Source organism: Achromobacter mucicolens (assembly GCF_029866465.1).
Classification (GTDB): Bacteria; Pseudomonadota; Gammaproteobacteria; order Burkholderiales; family Burkholderiaceae_B; genus Achromobacter; species Achromobacter mucicolens.
This window is the reverse complement of sequence record NZ_CP123364.1, coordinates 1,143,951-1,162,444: the sequence shown is the minus strand read 5'-3', so window position 1 is coordinate 1,162,444 and position 18,494 is coordinate 1,143,951. Positions and strand designations below refer to the sequence as shown.

The 18,494-nt window shown below is 67.1% G+C and carries 18 protein-coding genes; 12 read left to right on the top strand and 6 right to left on the bottom strand.

Annotated features, from left to right (window positions below; genetic code table 11):
• Positions 1-43: 43 nt before the first annotated feature.
• The 4 genes from QEP15_RS05265 to QEP15_RS05250 form a co-directional block, all read right to left on the bottom strand.
• The gene (locus QEP15_RS05265; protein WP_280148538.1) at positions 44-643 is read right to left on the bottom strand and encodes a nitroreductase family protein; all 600 of its coding nucleotides are present in this window, start codon (positions 641-643) and stop codon (positions 44-46) included.
• 155 nt (positions 644-798) lie between these two features.
• Complete coding sequence (locus tag QEP15_RS05260; RefSeq protein WP_152383633.1) at positions 799-1,764, bottom strand: Bug family tripartite tricarboxylate transporter substrate binding protein; 966 nt, start codon at positions 1,762-1,764, stop codon at positions 799-801.
• 44 nt (positions 1,765-1,808) lie between these two features.
• Entirely contained in the window at positions 1,809-2,294 is a 486-nt protein-coding gene (locus QEP15_RS05255; protein WP_142050473.1) for a DUF3237 domain-containing protein, read from the bottom strand.
• Entirely contained in the window at positions 2,291-3,556 is a 1,266-nt protein-coding gene (locus tag QEP15_RS05250; RefSeq protein WP_152383632.1) for a flavin-dependent oxidoreductase, read from the bottom strand. Before QEP15_RS05250 ends, QEP15_RS05255 begins: the two co-directional genes overlap by 4 nt.
• A gap of 133 nt (positions 3,557-3,689) precedes the next feature.
• Here QEP15_RS05250 and QEP15_RS05245 point away from each other — a divergent pair, with 133 nt between their 5' ends.
• The 12 genes from QEP15_RS05245 to QEP15_RS05190 all read left to right on the top strand — a co-directional run bounded on the left by QEP15_RS05245 (position 3,690) and on the right by QEP15_RS05190 (position 16,167).
• Entirely contained in the window at positions 3,690-4,181 is a 492-nt protein-coding gene (locus tag QEP15_RS05245; RefSeq protein WP_056321583.1) for a MarR family winged helix-turn-helix transcriptional regulator, read from the top strand.
• A 157-nt stretch (positions 4,182-4,338) separates the two neighbouring features.
• Positions 4,339-5,475: an NAD(P)/FAD-dependent oxidoreductase gene (locus QEP15_RS05240; RefSeq protein ID WP_152383631.1), complete on the top strand. Its 1,137-nt coding sequence runs from the start codon at positions 4,339-4,341 to the stop codon at positions 5,473-5,475.
• Between the two features lie 31 nt (positions 5,476-5,506).
• Complete coding sequence (locus tag QEP15_RS05235; RefSeq protein ID WP_152383630.1) at positions 5,507-5,902, top strand: RidA family protein; 396 nt, start codon at positions 5,507-5,509, stop codon at positions 5,900-5,902.
• Between the two features lie 119 nt (positions 5,903-6,021).
• The gene (locus QEP15_RS05230; protein ID WP_280148537.1) at positions 6,022-7,467 is read left to right on the top strand and encodes a M81 family metallopeptidase; all 1,446 of its coding nucleotides are present in this window, start codon (positions 6,022-6,024) and stop codon (positions 7,465-7,467) included.
• 70 nt (positions 7,468-7,537) lie between these two features.
• Entirely contained in the window at positions 7,538-9,109 is a 1,572-nt protein-coding gene (locus QEP15_RS05225) for an ABC transporter substrate-binding protein (RefSeq protein ID WP_152383628.1), read from the top strand.
• Positions 9,110-9,161: 52 nt separating this feature from the next.
• Positions 9,162-10,097 carry an ABC transporter permease gene (locus QEP15_RS05220; RefSeq protein ID WP_175156782.1) on the top strand — a complete coding sequence of 312 codons (936 nt, stop codon included), beginning with the start codon at positions 9,162-9,164 and terminating at the stop codon, positions 10,095-10,097.
• Positions 10,098-10,110: 13 nt separating this feature from the next.
• On the top strand, positions 10,111-10,986 hold the full coding sequence (locus QEP15_RS05215) for an ABC transporter permease (RefSeq protein ID WP_152383626.1): 876 nt from the start codon (positions 10,111-10,113) through the stop codon (positions 10,984-10,986).
• An 8-nt stretch (positions 10,987-10,994) separates the two neighbouring features.
• Entirely contained in the window at positions 10,995-12,002 is a 1,008-nt protein-coding gene (locus QEP15_RS05210; RefSeq protein ID WP_152383625.1) for an ABC transporter ATP-binding protein, read from the top strand.
• 17 nt (positions 12,003-12,019) lie between these two features.
• On the top strand, positions 12,020-13,018 hold the full coding sequence (locus QEP15_RS05205; protein WP_056321564.1) for an ABC transporter ATP-binding protein: 999 nt from the start codon (positions 12,020-12,022) through the stop codon (positions 13,016-13,018).
• A gap of 37 nt (positions 13,019-13,055) precedes the next feature.
• Positions 13,056-14,528, top strand: a complete 1,473-nt coding sequence (locus QEP15_RS05200) for an N-acyl-D-amino-acid deacylase family protein (RefSeq protein ID WP_280148536.1) — start codon at positions 13,056-13,058, stop codon at positions 14,526-14,528.
• On the top strand, positions 14,525-15,451 hold the full coding sequence (locus tag QEP15_RS05195) for an N-carbamoyl-D-amino-acid hydrolase (RefSeq protein ID WP_152383623.1): 927 nt from the start codon (positions 14,525-14,527) through the stop codon (positions 15,449-15,451). Before QEP15_RS05200 ends, QEP15_RS05195 begins: the two co-directional genes overlap by 4 nt.
• A gap of 86 nt (positions 15,452-15,537) precedes the next feature.
• The gene (locus tag QEP15_RS05190) at positions 15,538-16,167 is read left to right on the top strand and encodes a helix-turn-helix domain-containing protein (protein ID WP_056321556.1); all 630 of its coding nucleotides are present in this window, start codon (positions 15,538-15,540) and stop codon (positions 16,165-16,167) included.
• Positions 16,168-16,171: 4 nt separating this feature from the next.
• Here the strand turns inward: QEP15_RS05190 and QEP15_RS05185 are convergent, their stop codons facing one another.
• Together QEP15_RS05185 and QEP15_RS05180 are read right to left on the bottom strand one after the other, a co-directional pair.
• Positions 16,172-16,915 carry a YrbL family protein gene (locus QEP15_RS05185; protein ID WP_227741363.1) on the bottom strand — a complete coding sequence of 248 codons (744 nt, stop codon included), beginning with the start codon at positions 16,913-16,915 and terminating at the stop codon, positions 16,172-16,174.
• A 294-nt stretch (positions 16,916-17,209) separates the two neighbouring features.
• Complete coding sequence (locus tag QEP15_RS05180; RefSeq protein WP_280148535.1) at positions 17,210-18,469, bottom strand: hypothetical protein; 1,260 nt, start codon at positions 18,467-18,469, stop codon at positions 17,210-17,212.
• Positions 18,470-18,494 lie beyond the last annotated feature (25 nt).

Sequence of the window (18,494 nt, the reverse complement as noted above, 5' to 3'; positions counted from 1 at the left end):
AAGACCGCGGTCCTGCCGGGCGCGCGCGGCGCGCCCGAGGCGATCAGCCAAACACGCGGAAGCGTTCGGCGTCGTCCATGAACGGCTTGTCGCCGAAACCGGCTTCGTTCGAGCCGAACGGCATCTGCGCGCGCAGCTTCCAGTAGGCGGGGACGTTCCACTCACGCGCCACGGCGGCGTCGATCAGCGGGTTGTAGTGCTGCAGGCTGGCGCCGACGCCGGCGTTGGCCAGCGCGGTCCAGACGGAAAGCTGGGCCATGCCGCCCGACTGCTCGGACCACACGGGGAAGTTGTCGGCGTACAGCGCAAACTTTTCCTGCAGGCTGCGCACCACGTCCTGGTCTTCGAAGAACAGGATCGTGCCCACGCCGGCGGCAAAGCTCTTGAGCTTGGCTTCGGTCTTGTCGAAACCTTCGGCCGGCGCAACCTTGCGCACTTCTTCCGTGGTCAGGTTCCAGAGCTTTTCGCTTTCGGCGCCAAACAGGATCACGGCGCGCGAGCTTTGCGAGTTGAAGGACGACGGGCTGTGCTTGATCGCTTCCTGGATCAGCGTGGTCAGTTCTTCCTTGGAGGCCGACAGGTTGCGGCCCAGCGAATACTGCGTGCGGCGCTGCTTGAGCGCTTCGAGATATGCGTTGTTCATGTTTTGACCTTTCGACCAGTAGATAGAGATGACGATGGGAGGCATTCTACCGGCTGGACCATGACGCGAATACCCGTTCAACCGCACTTCGGCTGGAACAAACTGTTCCACCGGTGAGATCAAACGGGTGAAATCGGTGCGCTGGGGCGGTCAATTCAGTCGGCGCGGAACCCGGTCGCCTTCACCACCTCGGTCCAGCGCTTGGATTCGGCGGTCAGCAGCGCCTGCAGGGCCTGGCGGTCCGAACCCACGACGACGAAGCCGGCCTCGCCCAGCGTCTTCACGGCGGCGGGCTGGCGCAGCGCGGCCGCGCTGTCGGCCTGCAGGCGGGTCAGCACGGCGTCGGGCGTGCCGGCCGGGGCGAATAGCGCGAACCAGGCGCCGAAGTTGACCGCTGGCAAGCCGCGCTCGGCAAAAGTCGGCACATCGGCCAGGGCCTGGGTGCGTTGCGCGCCCGTGGTGGCCAGCGCGCGCAGCTTGCCGCCCTGCACCTGGGGCGCGGCCAGCGCGGTCGTCACGAACGCCGCCTGCACGCCGCCGGACACCAGCCCGGAGACGGCGTCACCGGTCGAACGGTAGTGGATGGCTTCGATCTTCAGGCCGGCCTCGCGCGCAAAGAGCTCGGCGCCGAAATGGCCCGGCGTGCCCGCGCCGAAGGTGGCGAAGTTCAGGCGGTCCGGCGCCTTTTTCGCGGCGTCGATGAATGCCGCCAGGTCCTTGTAGGGCGACGTGGCCGGCACGACCAGCACGAAGTCGGCGCGCACCACCTCGGAAATCGGGGCGAAATCGCGCGGCGGATCGTAATTCAGGTTGCGGTACGTGGCGGGCGAAATGCTGATCGACCCGACCTCGCCCAGCAGCAGCGTCTGGCCGTCGGCCGGACTGCGCGCGACGGTCTGCGCGGCGATCTGCCCGCCCGCGCCCACCTTGTTTTCCACCACCACGCTTTCGCCCAGCAGCGGCCCCATGTGCTGGGACAGGGTGCGCGCCACGATATCGGGCCCGGTGCCGGGCGGAAAGCCCACGTTCAGGCGCACCGGCCCATTGGGAAATTGCGCGGCGGCCGCAAGCGGCACGCACAGCAGTAAGCCGCCCAGCAGGCGGCGCAGCATCGTTTGCATGGTTGTCTCCTGGTTTTTTTAATGCCGCGGCGGCTGCCGCGGGGTCAGCAAATGCGATAGAAGCGCAGCTCGACGCGATCGGGATAGCGCGCGCCGGTGCCGATGAAAAGGCTTTCGTTCATCCAGCCCAGCGTGGGCGAGGACGTCTCGAAACGGGGATAGCTGCGAAAGTAGATGCGCGCCGGATCGACGGCTTCGCCGCGCGCCAGCCGCGCAATGTCCTCGGCGCTGCCCGTGCGGATGCCGGTGTTTTCGACATACACGCGTTCGCCCGAGGGCGTTTCGATGACGTAGCGCGCGTGGATGTCCGTGAAGGTGGCCGACCGGATGATCTGGAAGTCCGCGCCGCCGGGCAGCACCTTGCCCGACAGACGCGGTCCCTGGACCGTGCCGCCGGTGATGGGGATCACGCGGCGGCGCCCCTGCGGCGTATCGCCCACTTCCTGCGGCGCGCCCACGTCGACCACGACGGTGGCCACGTGTTCAAGCCGGGGGGCCTGCGTGTCGTTCATGGCATCGGCGCCGCTCATGGTTTCTCTCCGCGGGCAAGGCGCAGCGCCGCCGGGTCAAAGCCCGCTAGCTGCTTGTAGCGCAGCGACACCGCCGCCAGCTCCTCGCCCGAAATCACGTCGTTGATGTTCGCGAACCCCGCGGGCGCGCGTTCTTCGGCCATCTGCATCACCTGCTCGGGGCCGTTCAGGCGGTTGCGCAGCACGATGCCCGCGGTGCGCGGCAGGCGTTCGGCTTCGTACTCCAGCAGCGCGACCTCGGCCGAGCGCGCCTTGCCGCGCACGGCCTGATCCAGCCAGTCGGCCAGGCAGCGCGCGTCCAGGATGGCCTGCGCCGATCCGTTGGAGCCGATCGGGTACATCGGATGCGCGGCGTCGCCCAGCAGCGTGAAGCGCCCGCGCGTCCAGCGCGGCAAGGGGTCGCGATCGACCAGCGGAAATTCGTAGATCGCCTCGGCGCCGTCGATGATGGCCGGGATGTCGATCCAGTCCCAGCGCCAGTCGGCAAAGCGGTCCGCGAAGACGGACTTGTCGACCTTGCGATTCCAGTCGGTGGCGGGCAGTTCCGCGCCCGGAATGGACAGCTCGGCGATCCAGTTGATGAGCGAGCGGCCTTGCCGGCGCAGCGGTTCCGAAATCGGGTAGCAGACGAACTTCTGATCCTGGTGCCCCGCCATGAACATGCTGCGCCCGTCCAGATACGGCGGCGCCTCGGTCACCGCGCGCCACAGCATGCGGCCGGAGAACCGGGGTTCGTCTCCCACGGGATGCAGCTGGCGCCGCAGCGCGGAATGAATGCCGTCGGCGCCCACCAGGATGTCGCCCTGCACGGAATGCAGCGTGTTGTCCGCGCGGCTGCGGAACTGCGCCTGCACGCCGTCCGCGTCCTGGGTGGCGGACTCCAGCACCATGCCGGGGACGATGGCATCCGGGCCCAGGCGCTCGCGCACGGCCTGCGCAAGCAGCATCTGGAACTCGCCGCGATGCACCGAGAACTGCGGCAGCGGATAGCCGGCCTCGCGGCCGCGCGGCTCGCGCCAGATCGGCTGGCCCAGCTTGTTGTAGTAGTGCAGCTGCGAGGTCTCGATGGCGCGTTCGGCCAGCGCGGGCATCAGGCCCAGCCGTTCGATCTCGCTGACGGCGTGGGGCAGCAGGTTGATGCCGACGCCGAGCGGGCGCAGTTCCTGCGCGCTTTCATAGATGCGGCAGCCGATGCCGCGGCGGTGCAGCATCAGCGCGAGAGTCAGCCCGCCGATACCCGCGCCGGCAATGACGATTTGCATGTCCACTCCTGGTCTTATTTGTTATGCAACATAACAAAATCGCCCCGCCTTCCGCACGAGGGATTTCCCGCAATCCGGTGGCGCGGCGACAATGCCTGCATTAGTGTTGAGGCCCCGTCCGCGATCCGCCCCCATGTCCAGAGCATCCGTCCAACGCCCTCGCCGCCCCGCGGCCCGTGGCGAACACTTCGATCCGCACGTGCCGGGCGTTCAGTACGGCGCGCTGGACGACCTGGTCGGCTACGCGATCCGGCGCGCGCAGATCCTGATCTACGAGGACTTCCTGGCCGCGCTGGCGCCGTGGGACATCACGCCGCAGCGGTACTCGGCGCTGACGCTGATCGCCGCGAACGAAAACCTCAAGCTCACCGACCTGGCCCGCATCCTGGGCATTGCGCGGTCGGGCGCGGTGCAGATCGTGAACCAGCTGCAGGACCTGGGCTACGTGGAACGCCAGGAGGCCGAGCACGACCGGCGCGCGTACGCGCTGGCCATGACGCAGACCGGCCACGATGCGCTGGCCGCCATCACCGAAGCCGTGCAGGCGCACGACGCGCGCATCAGCGCCAAGCTGGGCGCGGCAGAGCGTCGCAAGCTGATTGGCTTGCTGGGCAAGCTGGGCTGAAGCAACCGCCCGCATCGCGCGGCGTCCCCGATTCGCGCGTCCGCGCCCCATTGCGTGCTTTTTGCCCCGATGCGGGCTTTCCCCTATTACCCCCGCCGCGTCAAAAAACTATCGTATTCGAGAATTATCAAATAAGAGAATTCTCGCTTCCGACAAAATGATTGCTGAAACCCTATACGATTTTGCCGTGATCGGCGCGGGCATCGCCGGCGCCTCCGTGGCCTACCGCCTGAGCGCCTCGGCGTCCGTGGTGGTGCTGGAACGAGAGTCCCAACCCGGTTATCACTCCACCGGCCGTTCGGCGGCCATGTTCATGGAGACCTACGGCACCACGCAGATCAAGGCGCTTACGCGCGCCAGCCGCGCGTTCTACGAGCATCCGCCGGAAGGCTTCTGCGAACATCCGCTGCTCAGCCCTCGCGGCGTGCTGTACATCGGGACGCCGGATCAGAAGGATCTGCTGCAGGACGCCTTCGAAGACTTCCACCGCCAGTCGCCAAACGTCACCCTCATCGACGCCAGCCAGGCCGTCAAGCGCGTGCCCTGCCTGCGCGAAGACCAGCTGTGCGGCGCGATCGAGGAACCGGATGCGCGCGACATCGACGTGCATGCGCTGCACCAGGGTTTCCTGCGCGGGATGAGCCGCCAGGGCGCCGTGCTGCACAACAACGCCGAACTGGCGGGCGCCGCTTTCGAGAACGATGTCTGGACGCTGACCCTGGCCGATGGCCGGCAGATCCGCGCGCGGGCCGTCGTCAACGCCGCGGGCGCCTGGGCCGACCACACGGCCGGCTTGTGCGGCGCCGCCCCCGTTGGCCTGCAGCCGTGCCGCCGCACCGCGTTCACCTTCAGTGGCCCGGAAGACGTCGATTTCTCGCACTGGCCCGCGGTAGTGGGCGTGGACGAAAGCTACTACTTCAAGCCCGACGCGGGGCAGTTGCTGGGCTCGCCCGCCAATGCCGATCCGGTCGATGCGCACGACGTGGTGCCCGAGGAACTGGATGTCGCCACCGGCATCTACCGCATCGAAACCGCCACGTCGCTGACCATCCGCCGCCCGAAACACACCTGGGCCGGCCTGCGCTCGTTCGTGCGCGACGGTGACTTCGTGGTGGGCTGGGACGCGGCCACGCCGGCGTTCTTCTGGCTGGCGGCGCAAGGCGGCTACGGCATCCAGACCGCGGCGGCCACGTCCGAGCTGGCGGCCGCATTGCTGACGCACCAGCCCATTCCCGATCACCTGCAGGCGCACGGCGTCAATGCCGACGCCGTGCGGCCCGAGCGCCTGCGCTGACCTTATTGCCTACGACACCGAGATTGCCCAAATGACCGCCATTACCCGCTACCCCAGCACCCTGCCCCTGCCTTTCTCGCGCGCCACCCAGGCGGGCGGCTTCCTGTTCCTGTCCGGCCAGATCCCGATGGATGCCGCCGGCCAGGTGGTGCGCGGCGACGTCGCCACCCAGACGCATGCCGCCATCGACCGCATCAAGGAAACCCTGGCCCTGGCCGGCGCAAGCCTGAAGGACGTCGTGCGCGTGACCGTGTGGCTGACCGACCTGGCGCATTTCGCGCAGTTCAACGAGGCCTATCGCAGCCATTTCTCTTCCGATTTCCCCTCGCGCTCCACCGTCGAGGCCAAGCTGGCCATGGACGTGGACGTCGAGATCGAAGTGCAGGCGTGGCTGGGCGATGCCCAGTCCACGACGCCTGCCGCCTGAACGCTGTCCCGTTCGATTGCATGACACCGCCAGGCGCAGCGCCTGGCGGGGCGACACCCCCAAGCGCGCGCCCCGATGCCCGCGCCCTAAAGCCCCACTTTTTGCGCGGAGCGTCATTCATGAAGATCTTTTCCGGGTCCCTGGCGACCGAGACCAACACCTTTTCTCCCATTCCGACGGGCCTGGCCTCCTACCGGGCGCGCGGCTACTTTCCGGCCGGCCAGCATCCGGACCGCATGCAGATGTTCTCGGGACCGCTGTGGGCGGCGCGCCAGCGCGCCGCGGGCAAGGACTGGACGCTCATCGAAGGGCTGACGGCCGGCGCGACGCCGGCCGGCATCACGACCCGACAAGCCTACGAGACGCTGCGCGACGAGCTGCTGGACGATCTGCGCCGCGCGGGCAAGGTCGATATCGCCCTCTTTGGCCTGCACGGCGCGATGGTCGCCGACGGCTATGACGACTGCGAAGGCGACCTGCTGCGCCGCGCGCGCGAGATCGTGGGCCCCGATACCGTGATCGGCGCGGAGCTCGACCCGCACTGCCACCTGACGGACACGATGGTCCAGAGCGCCGACTTCCTGGTCTGTTTCAAGGAATACCCCCACACCGACATCCTGGAGCGCGCCTTCGACCTGGTCGACCTGTGCGTGGCGCGCGCCGAGGGCCGCATCAAGCCCGCGCGTGCGGTCTTCGACTGCGAGATGATTTCCATCATGCACACCAGCCGCGAGCCGATGCGCAGCTTCGTGGACCGCCTGCTGGCCATGGAGGGCAAGGAAGGCGTGCTGTCCGTGTCCATCGCCCACGGCTTTCCGTGGGGCGACACGCCGGACATGGGCTCGAAGGTGCTGGTCTATACCGCCGGCAACCCCGCGCAGGCCGAGGCGCTGGCGCGCACGCTGGGCGAAGAGATCATCGGGTTCCGAGACCAGCTTGCGCCGCCCTACCCCGGCGCCGACGAAGCGCTGGACCAGGCGCTGGCGCACACCGAATTTCCCGTGGTGCTGGCCGATTCGGCCGACAACGCGGGCGGCGGCGCGCCCAGCGATGCCACGTTCATTCTGGAACGCGTGCTGGCGCGCGGCATCACCGATGTCGCCACGGGCCCGTTCTGGGACCCGGTTGCCGTGCAGCTGTGCTTTGAGGCCGGTGAAGGCGCGCAGATCAAGCTGCGCGTGGGCGGCAAGGTGGCGCCGGTGTCCGGCCAGCCGCTGGACCTGGACTGCGAGATCCTGGCGCTCAAGCGCGACGCCGTCATGACCGGCCTGGCCGGCACGCCCGCGCTGCTGGGCGACGTTGCCGTCGTGCGCACCCGCGGCGTGACGCTTGTGATGACCACCTCGCGCACCCAGGCGATGGGCACCGACCTCTTTACCCAATTCGGCGTGGACCTGGCCGCGATGAAACTCATCATCGTGAAGTCCTCGCAGCATTTCTACGCCTCGTACTCCAAGGTGGGCCGCCACGTCATCTACGTCGAGACGCCCGGCGCCATCACGAATGACCTCAACACGCTGCCGTTCGTCAAGCGCCAGCTGCCCAAGTGGCCGTTCAAGCAGTAAGACCCGAGGCCCAGGACCAACCACCCAAGCCGCCCGTGATGGGCAGACCAGAATCAACAAGGGGAAATCCATGATCAGACGTTTCAGCCTGCTGGGAGCCGCCGCGCTCCTGGCCATGAGCGCCGCAACCGGCGCGCTCGCCCAGACCAAAACCCTGCGCCTCGTGCCGCATGCGGACTTGAAGACGCTGGATCCGCTCTTTAACACCGCCTACATCACGCGCAACCACGGCTACATGGTGTTCGATACCCTGTTCGCCCAGGACAGCCAAGGCCAGGTCAAGCCGCAGATGGTGGACACCTGGACCAAGTCCGAGGACGGCAAGACCTGGACGTTCACGCTGCGCCCCGGCCTGAAGTTCAACGACGGCACGCCGGTGACGGCCGAGGACTGCATTGCCTCGATCCAGCGCTGGGCCAAGAAGGACACGTTGGGCCAGGCCATGATGGCGGCGGGCGCGGAACTGGCGGCCACCAACGAGAACACGTTCACGCTGACCCTGAAAGAGCCCTTCGGCCTGGTGCTGGATGCGCTGTCCAAACCCTCCGGCATGCCGCCCTTCATCATGCCCAAGCGGCTGGCCGCCACCGATCCGAACACCCAGGTGACCGAGATGGTCGGGTCGGGTCCGTTCCTGTTCAAGCGGGATGAATGGGTACCCGGCAACAAGGTGGTCTACGTGAAGAACCCGGCCTACGTGCCGCGGTCCGAAGCGCCGGACGGCCTGGCGGGCGGCAAGAACGTGAAGGTGGACCGCGTGGAGTGGGTCTACATCCCCGACGGCAACACGTCCACGGCCGCACTGATGAACGGCGAGGTCGACATGATCGAACAGGTCACGCCCGACTTCCTGCCGGTGCTCGAAACCAATCCCGACATCACGCTGAGCACGTCGGTTGCCTCGCAAGGCATGGTGATCCTGAACTCGCTGCATCCGCCGTTCAACAACCCGCTGGCGCGCCAGGCGCTGTATCACCTGGTCAGCCAGAAGGAAATGCTGACCGCGATGGGCTACCCGGACAAGTACCGCGTCGACTACTGCCCCACCATGTACATCTGCGGTTCGCCCCTGGCCACGGACGCGGGCGCCGCGCCCTACGCCAAACCGGACGTGGCCCGCGCCAAGCAACTGCTGCAGGAATCGGGCTACAAGGGCGAGAAGGTCGTGCTGCTGTACCCCACCGATCACCTGAGCGCCCCCGCCGTGATGGTGCTGGCGCAGAACATGAAGAAGGCGGGCGTGAACGTGGACCTGCAGTCCATGGACTGGGCCTCGCTGGCCGGACGCCGCCTGAAGAAGGATCCGCCCGCGCAAGGCGGCTGGAACATCTTCCTGACCTGGGGCGGTTACTTCGACGCCAGCACGCCGGTGACCAACCCGTGGCTGTCCGCCGCCTGCGGCAACAGCCTGCCGGGCTGGCCCTGCGACAAGGAACTGGACACCCTGCGCACCAGCTGGATCCGCGAAACGGACGCCGCCAAGCGCAAGGACATCGCCGCGCAGATCCAGGCGCGCGCCTACCAGACGGTGCCTTACGTGATGTGGGGCGAGTTCAAGCCCGTCTTTGCCGTGCGCGGCCTCAAGCACACCGAGCTGGTCAAGTCCGGCATCCCGGTGATGTGGAACATCGAAAAACCGTAAGGCCGACGCCGGGCGCCGCGCGCGCCCGGCCGCAAGCCGGGGGGAATCCAGCGTGAAATTCATCCTGCGCCGCATCGCGGCCGTCATACCCGTCATGGCCGTCGTGGCGGTTGTGGTGTTCCTGCTGATACACCTGTCGCCGGGCGATCCCGCGGCGGTGATCGCGGGCGACAACGCAACCGCCGACGACGTCGAGAAAATCCGCCAGAACCTGGGCCTGGACAAGCCGCTGTTGCAGCAGTTCGTCATCTGGGTCAGCCACATCGCCACGGGCGACCTGGGCACGTCGATCTCCACGCAGATGCCCGTCTCGCAGCTCATCGCCCAGCGCATGGGCCCGACGATCTCGATCGCGCTCTTCACGATGCTGTTCGCCGTGCTGGCGGCAATTCCCCTGGGCGTGCTGGCTGCATGGAACGCCGGCAAGTGGCTGGACAGGCTGGTGATGGTGGGCGCGGTGTGCGCGTTCTCAGTGCCCGTGTTCCTGATCGGCTACAGCCTGGTATACGGCTTTTCCATCAAGCTGGGCTGGCTGCCGGTGCAGGGCTACAAACCCCTGGCCGATGGCCTCGTGCCTTACTTGCGCCACCTGGTGCTGCCCTGTCTGTCGCTGGGCCTGGTGTACATGGCGCTGCTGACCCGCATGACGCGCGCCACCATGCTGGAGGCCCTGTCCGAAGACTACATCCGCACCGCGCGCGCCAAGGGCCTGTCGTCCGGTCCCATCGTCTGGCATGCGCTCAAGAACGCCGCCAATCCCATTGTCACGACCATCGGCGTCGGCGTGGCGCTGCTGATCGGCGGCGTCGTCGTGACCGAGACGGTGTTTGCGATCCCCGGCCTGGGCCGCCTGACCATCGACGCCGTGCTGCGCCACGACTATCCGGTCATCCAGGGCGTGCTGCTGGTGGCCTCGGGCATCTACGTGCTGATCAACCTGCTGGTCGACCTGAGCTACCGGCTCTTCGATCCCCGCATCCGCTATTGAGAAGAGGCCACGCATGAACACGACCACCCTGCCCCTTCCCGCCACGCGGCCGCGCCTGCGGCGCGCGTTCCGGTCGGTGCGCCGCCATCCCATGCTGTACGCCGGCGGCGCGATCCTCATCATCCTCGCGGCCATCGCGCTGGCCGCGCCGTGGCTGGCCACCGTCGACCCGCAGGAAATCAATCCGCTGGCGCGCATGAAGCCGCCCTCGGCCGAGCACTTGTTCGGCACCGACGCGCTGGGCCGCGACGTCTATTCGCGCACCGTCTGGGGCGCCCGCATCTCGCTGCTGGTCGGCATCGTGGTCGCCATCGTCTCCACCGCCGCCGGCGTGGTGCTGGGCATGATGGCCGGCTACTTCCGCCGCATCGACGCCGTCATCATGCGCATCATGGACGGCCTGATGGCCATCCCCGGCGTGCTGCTGGCGATTGCGCTGATGGCCACGCTGAAGGGCGGGCTGGGCACCGTCATCATCGCCATCGTCATTCCCGAGGTGCCGCGCGTCGTGCGCCTGGTGCGCGCGCTGGTCCTGACCATCCGCGAGCAGCCCTACATCGAGGCCGCCGTCTCGGTCGGCACGCGGGTGCCGTCGATCCTGGTGCGCCACATCCTGCCCAACCTGTTTGCGCCGCTGATGGTGCAGGCCACGTTCATCGCGGCCTCCGCCATCCTGACCGAAGCCGTGCTGAGCTTCCTGGGCGTGGGCATTCCGCCGCACATCCCGAGCTGGGGCAACATCATGGCCGAAGGCCGCAACTTCGTGGCCGTGGCGTTCCACATCATCCTGTATCCGGGCCTCTTCCTGGGCGTGGCCGTCCTGGCCGTCAATCTGGTCGGCGACGGGCTGCGCGACATGCTCGATCCCCGCCTGGCCAAGAAGCTGTAGGAGCGCACATGCAACCCCATCCCGTCCTGCGCGTGCAAGACCTCACCACGTGTTTCGACGGCGACGACACGACCGTGCTGGCCGTCGACAAGCTCTCGTTCGACCTTCTGCCCGGTGAAACCCTGGGGCTGGTTGGCGAATCGGGCTGCGGCAAGAGCGTCACGTCGCTGTCCATCATGCGGCTGCTGCGCGCCCCCGGCCGCGTCGCCAGCGGCAGCATCGAGTTCGACGGCAGCGATCTCCTGGCCCTGCCCGAGAAATCGATGCGCGCCATTCGCGGCAACAAGATCTCGATGATCTTCCAGGAGCCCATGACCTCCTTGAATCCCGTGATCACGGTGGGCAAGCAGATCAGCGAATCGCTCATGCTGCACCAGGGCCTGTCACGGCGCGAGGCGCTGACGCAGGCCGAGGCGCTGCTGGACCTGGTGCAGATCTCCGACCCGGCGCGCCGCGTGCGCGAGTACCCCTATCAGCTCTCGGGCGGCATGCGCCAGCGCGCCATGATCGCCATGGCGCTGGCCTGTCAGCCCAAGGTCCTGATCGCCGACGAGCCGACCACGGCGCTGGACGTCACCATCCAGGCGCAGATCCTGCACCTGTTGCGCGATATCCAGGCGCGCCTGGGCACGGCCATCGTGCTGATCACGCACGACCTGGGCGTGGTCGCGCAGATGTGCCAGCGCGTGATCGTCATGTACGCCGGCCGCAAGGTCGAGGAAGGCAGCGTGGACGACGTGCTGGACCGTCCGCAGCACCCGTACACGCAGGCGCTGATCCGTTCGCTGCCCGACTTCGTCGACGGGCAGGACCACACCGCGCGGCTGGCCGAGCTGCCCGGCATCGTTCCGGTGCGCACACCCGCCTCGCGCGGCTGCGCCTTTGCGGCGCGCTGCCCCGAGGCCCTGCCGCGCTGCACCGAGGAAGCGCCCGGCGCCACCGACGCGGGCGCCCGCCACCGCGTCTGGTGCTGGGCCCGCCAGGACGCACCGGCACCCGCCGCCCTGACCGCCTGAGACGCATGAGACCCGCCATGAACCTGCACGACATTCCCCTCGCGTCTTCCGTGCCCGCCGCCACCGCGGTGCCCATGCTGGAAGTCATCGGCCTGAAGAAGCACTTTCCCGTGGATAGCGGGCGCGGCGCCAAGGTGCTGCGCGCGGTCGACGGCATCTCGCTGTCGGTGCCCCGCGGCCAGACGCTCAGCCTGGTCGGCGAGTCCGGCTGCGGTAAGTCCACCACCGGCAAGTGCCTGATCCGCCTGACCGATCCCACCGAAGGCCGCATCCTGCTGGAGGGCGAAGACCTCGCCAAGATGAACAGCAGCCAGCTGCGCGCCATGCGCCGCCGCATGCAGTTCATCTTCCAGGACCCGTTTTCGTCGATGAATCCGCGCATGCGCGTGCGCGACATCATCGGCGAGCCGCTGCGCAACTTCGGCCACGACCGCGAGGCCATCCGCGAACGCGTGTCGCAGTTGCTGGCGCGCGTCAGCCTGCGGCCCGACGCCGCCGACAAGTATCCGCACGAATTCTCGGGCGGCCAGCGCCAGCGCATCGTGATCGCGCGCGCCCTGGCGCTGGACCCGGGGCTCATCGTCTGCGACGAGCCCGTGTCGGCGCTTGACGTGTCGGTGCAGGCGCAAGTCATCAACCTGCTGATGGACCTGCAGCGCGACCTGGGGCTGACCTACGTGTTCATCTCGCACGACCTGAGCGTCGTGCGCCACATCAGCCACCGCGTGGCCGTGATGTATTTGGGCAAGATCGTGGAGATCGGCACCCGCGATGCGATCTTCGACCGTCCGGCCCACCCTTACACCCGGGCCCTGCTAGCGGCCGTGCCGTCCGCGCGCCACGGGGAGCGCAACCCCGTCGAGGTGCTGAAGGGCGAAATCCCCAGCCCGCTGTCGCCCCCGTCCGGATGCGCGTTCCGTACCCGCTGTCCCATGGCGCAGCCGCGCTGCGCCGAAGAAACGCCCCAGCCGCGCCAGGTCGCCGCCGAACAGCAGGTCGCCTGCCACTTTGCCTGATCCCCCATTGCCCGATCCCACCTTGCCGGAGAACCGCATGTCCCAGCCCGACGCCACCCCGTTTGACTACATCCTCGCCGGCGGTACCGTCATCGACGGCACCAACGCCCCGGGCCAGCGCGCCGACGTGGGCGTGCGCGGCGACCGCATCGCCGCCGTGGGCGACCTCAGTGGCAGCGCCGCGCGCCGCCGCATCGACGTATCGGGCAAGGTGGTGGCCCCCGGGTTCATCGACTCGCACACGCACGACGACAACTACCTGCTCAAGCGCCGCGACATGACGCCCAAGATCTCGCAGGGTGTCACCACCGTCGTCACCGGCAACTGCGGCATCAGCCTGGCGCCGCTGGCCCACGCCCACGCCAGCCCGCCGGCGCCGCTGGACCTGCTGGACGAAGGCGGCTCCTACCGCTTCGAACGTTTCTCCGACTACCTGGATGCGCTGCGCGCCACGCCCGCCGCCGTCAATGCCGCCTGCATGGTCGGCCATTCGACGCTGCGCGCGGCCGTCATGTCCGACCTGCAGCGCGCCGCCACGCCCGACGAAGTGCAGGCTATGCAATCGCTGGCCGACGACGCGCTGTCCAGCGGCGCCATCGGCATCTCCACCGGCACGTTCTACCCGCCCGCGGCCCAGGCCACCACCGAGGAAATCATCGAGGTCTGCCGTCCGCTCAACACGCACGGCGGCATCTACGCCACGCACATGCGCGACGAAGGCGAACACATCGTGCAAGCGCTGGAAGAGACCTTCCGCATCGGCCGCGAACTGGACGTGCCCGTCGTGATCTCGCATCACAAGGTCATGGGCCAGCCCAACTTCGGGCGGTCCGCCGAAACCCTGCCGCTGATCGAAGCCGCGATGGCCAAGCAGGATGTCTCGCTGGACGCCTACCCCTACGTGGCCGGATCCACGATGCTCAAGCAGGACCGCGTCCTGCTGGCCGGCCGCACCATCATCACCTGGTGCAAGCCGTATCCGGAGCTGAGCGGCCGCGACCTGGACGAAGTGGCCGCCGAGCGCGGCAAGTCCAAGTACGACGTCGTCCCGGACCTGCAACCGGCCGGCGCCATCTATTTCATGATGGACGAGCCCGACGTGCAGCGCATCCTCAAGTTCGGCCCGACCATGATCGGCTCGGACGGCCTGCCCCACGACGAGCGCCCGCATCCCCGGCTGTGGGGCACCTTCCCGCGCGTGCTGGGCCATTATTCGCGAGACCTGGGGCTGTTCCCGCTGGAAACCGCCGTCTGGAAGATGACGGGCCTGACCGCCGCCAAGTTCGGGCTGGCCGAGCGCGGGCAGGTGCAGCCCGGCTACTTTGCCGACCTCGTCGTCTTCGACCCGGCCACCGTGGCGGACGCCGCCACCTTCGAACGCCCCACCGAACGCGCGGCCGGCATCCATTCGGTCTACGTCAACGGCGCGCCCGTCTGGGAGGAGCAGGCCTTCACCGGCCAGCACGCCGGCCGCGTTCTGGCCCGTACCGCCGCCGGGAGCGGCGCATGAGCGCCCGCAAGCTCCACCTTGCCGTCGCGCAGCTGGGCCCTGTGCAGCGCAGCGACACCCGCGTTCAGGTCGTGCGCCGTCTGATCGACCTGCTGGAAGACGCGCACAGCCGCGGCGCCGCCTGGGTGACGTTTCCGGAACTGGCCCTGACCACCTTCTTTCCGCGCTGGTCCCTGGACGAACCCCGCGAAGTGCAGGAATTTTTCGAGACCGAGATGCCGGGCCCGCTGACCCGCCCCCTGTTCGACGCGGCGCGCGACAAGGGCATCGGTTTTTACCTGGGTTACGCCGAGCTCGCGGACGGCGCGCAGTACAACACCAGCATCCTGGTGGGCCGCGACGGGCAGATCGTGGGCAAGTACCGCAAGATCCACATCCCCGGCGACGCGCAGACTGTCGACGGCGCGCCCTTGCAGCACCTGGAAAAGAAGTACTTCGCCGTCGGCGACCTGGGATTTCCCGTGTGGCAGACCCCGGACGCCGCCATCGGCATGTGCATCTGCAACGACCGCCGCTGGCCCGAGACGTTTCGCGTCATGGGCCTGCAGGGCGTGGAGGTCGTCATGGCCGGCTACAACACGCCGTCGGGCTACGTGCAATGGAACGAGCCGATCCACCTGCGCATGCACCATCACCTGCTGTCGCTGCAGGCCGGCGCCTACCAGAACGCCTGCTGGGTGGCGGCGGCAGCCAAGGCCGGCGTCGAGGAAGGCAACCCCATGATCGGCGGGTCCTGCATCGTCGCGCCCACCGGCGAAATCATGGTGCGCACCTTTTCCGAGGACGACGAGGTCATCAATTTCGTCTGCGACCTGTCGGTGTCGGATCACTACCGCGCCAACATCTTCAATTTCGCCGCCCACCGCCGGCCCGAGCATTACCGGATGATCGTCGAACGCACCGGCGCCCAACCACCCGCCTGATCCGGCCCACCCCTTACAATCCGGCTACACGCGGCGGGGCTTGCGGGCCCTGCCCCTGCCTTCAACCCTATCAGCCAGACCGCTACATGGCCCCAACCGGCAACACATCCCCGCCAGAGATCGTGGGCAAGGAAGAAATGGGCGCCCGCCTGCGCGCCGAGCGCAAGGCCAGGAAAATGACCTTGCAGGCGCTGTCCAAGGCCAGCGGCATCGCGGTATCGACCCTATCGAAGGCTGAACTCGGCCAGATCGCCCTCAGCTACGAGAAATTCGCCGCCCTGGCCCGCGCGCTCGACATCGACATGACCCGCATGTTCATGCTGCGCGACGCCGCGCAGGCCGCGGTTGCCCCCACCTTCGTCAAGAACCGGCTCAGCGACGCCCGCGACTACATCACCGAGAACTATCACTACCGCCTGCTGATGGGCGAATACCCCGGCAAGAAGATGCTGCCGATGGTCGCCATGATCGACTCGCGCAAAGTGGTGGAATTTGAGGACTACATTCGCCATCCCGGCCAGGAATTCGTCGTGGTCCTGTCGGGCAAGGTCCGCATCCAGTTTGAAAATGGCGACAGCGTCGTGCTGAACCGCCTGGAATCGGCATACTTCGACAGCAGTATCGGGCATGTGTATCTGTCGCTGAGCAGAAAGCCGGCCGAGGTGCTGGCGGTGTGCAGCGACATGGACGACGTGCCGGACAGACTGAAGGGCTGAGCGCCTAAAGGCGCCGCGCGCTCGCGGCCAGCAGCTTTTTCGTCATCGTGTCGTAGCGGCGCAGGATGCGCCGGCCATTGAGCGCCTTGCTCCACGAATACACGGGAATCAGCTGCTTGGAGCCGTAGCCGTCCACCAGATAAAGGCCTTCCCGGCCTTCGGCATTGAAGCCTACGACGATATTGCTGGCGCTGACGTCGTTGAAGATGACGTGCGCATCGATCAGCGCCATGATGAAGTCATGCACGCGATGCCGCAGTTCTGGGGAAAACCCGTGCCGCGCCACCACCTCTTTCAGGGTGGGCGCCAGGTTACCGTGGGCGTCGACGATGCGCTCGACCACCAGCCCCAACCCCTTCGAGGTCAGCACCAAACCAAAGATGCGCGCCATGAGCACATTGCTCACATGCGCTCCTTGGCGAGCGGACGTGGCGATGTACTCGACGGTCTCCATGATGAACACCCGGTGCGCGTCATCCCGCTGAAAGCGCTTGTACCAGGCCCGCTTGCGGTCCGGCTGGCTGCGGCGCGCGCCATTGATGATCTTGATGAGCAGCGAGCTGTCGGCCGGGTGCAGATACACGTCCCGTTCGCTGCCTGCCGCGGCGATCGAGAGCGGTCTCATGTCCAGGACGTCGAAGGGACTGGCCGCCCACGCGGCATGAAACGTCATCCGCGGCAGGACGCTCAGATCATTCGATAGCGGGGTCAGTTCGGCAATATCGCGCCGGACGGACGCATTTAGCATGGCAATCTCTGGAGACGACTGCTGCACTGTGTCGTTGAAAACTTGCGGGGTAGCGCGGCGAACCGTTCTATCCAAACGAACGGATGCAGGATGGCGCAGGCGCGTGGTGGCCATATGGTATGCGGGCATCTGCCCGCGCACAAGCGCGCGTTTGGCACGGCCGACCCGCGGATTTCGCCGGAATGGGCCCGGTTTCCTAGACGATCCCGGGCGGCGGCCGATTGTTTCCCAACATGGAAATCTGTTTTCCAGGCCAATCCGGAAACATTTTCCGGATTGGCTGGCCGATACGCCTCAATTATTGAGAAACACGTTCGCGCGATCCGGGGCCTGGGATTTCTCGGCAGCGGCCGATGCGCGCTTCGGGGCGGGCCTGGCAGCCGCCGGCGCCTGCACCTTCTTGTCGGTCTTGCGCACGATGTAACTGCCGCCTTCGCTCAGGGTGCCCGACGCCATCTTCAGGAAAGAGAACTTGGGCTTGACCTCCGTGACGCGCCCCACCCCGACTTCGGATTCCATCGCCCCCAGCGATTCCCCGCTCTGCGGATCGCGCAGTTCTTCGCCCACCAGGAAGACCGCATAGGTGTCGCCCGCTGCGATGCCGCCTTCTCCGCGATTGATGATGGCCGTATCGCCCATCACCTTGATGACCTGCATCGGATAGATCGCATCCACCATGCGGGCAACCAGCTTGTCGGCGGCGCCGCCGATCAGCTTGTTCAGGGTATCGGCGCCCACACTGGTGGCGCCCGCATAGTTGCCGCCGAACTTCTGCGACCCCGACCATTTGATCTTGCGGGAAGAGAACTCGATCACTTGCAATTGCAGCGTGCCGCTGGCGCTGCTGTTGACCAGGACTTCGCCCGTCATGGCAATGGTTTCGCGCTGGTTGTTGCTGACGCCAAGACTCTGCAACTGGGCCACCACGAGATAATCGGCGCCACTGGCCTGCGACAGGCGGGCGACCTCGGGATTGGCCGCCGCGTCGCCCAGGATGAACTCCTTCTCATCCTGGAAGAGCCTGTCGTTTTCCCGATTCAGCACATCGAAGCGCCGCGTGCCCACCAGCGATTCGCCGACGGTCTGGATCAACTGAGGACGAAACTGCCTGCTGTTGCTGACCACGACCACGCTACGGCGGTTGCTGTCCGCGCCCAGACGTTCGTACTTGGCGTAGCGCAGCGTGACGGTGGCTTCCCAGCCGCGGCCCGGAAACTCAGCCACGTTGTTGACGTCGTAACCGAGTATCGGCGCATTTTGCGGCGTATTGAGCGTCTGGCGAATGTTCTTGTTCATGGCGCTGACGACCGTGGAATGATCCTGATTGTCCACGGACGCATCGACAGACACGTTCTGCGTCACGAACTGCGCCGACAGGCGCACGCCAAACGCCTGCCCGGCCGCGCTGACCAGCGCGGCCTGAATGGCCTCTTCGCGGCTCATGCCCTGGCCATCGGCCGTCACGGTAGCCTCCGTGACTTGCGCCTGGGCGCTCGGCATCAGGCCAAGACAAATTGCCAACGAAACCAGCAGGGTCGAAAGAACGGCTTTCATGCAGTGATCCTGTAGGGGCGGTCAA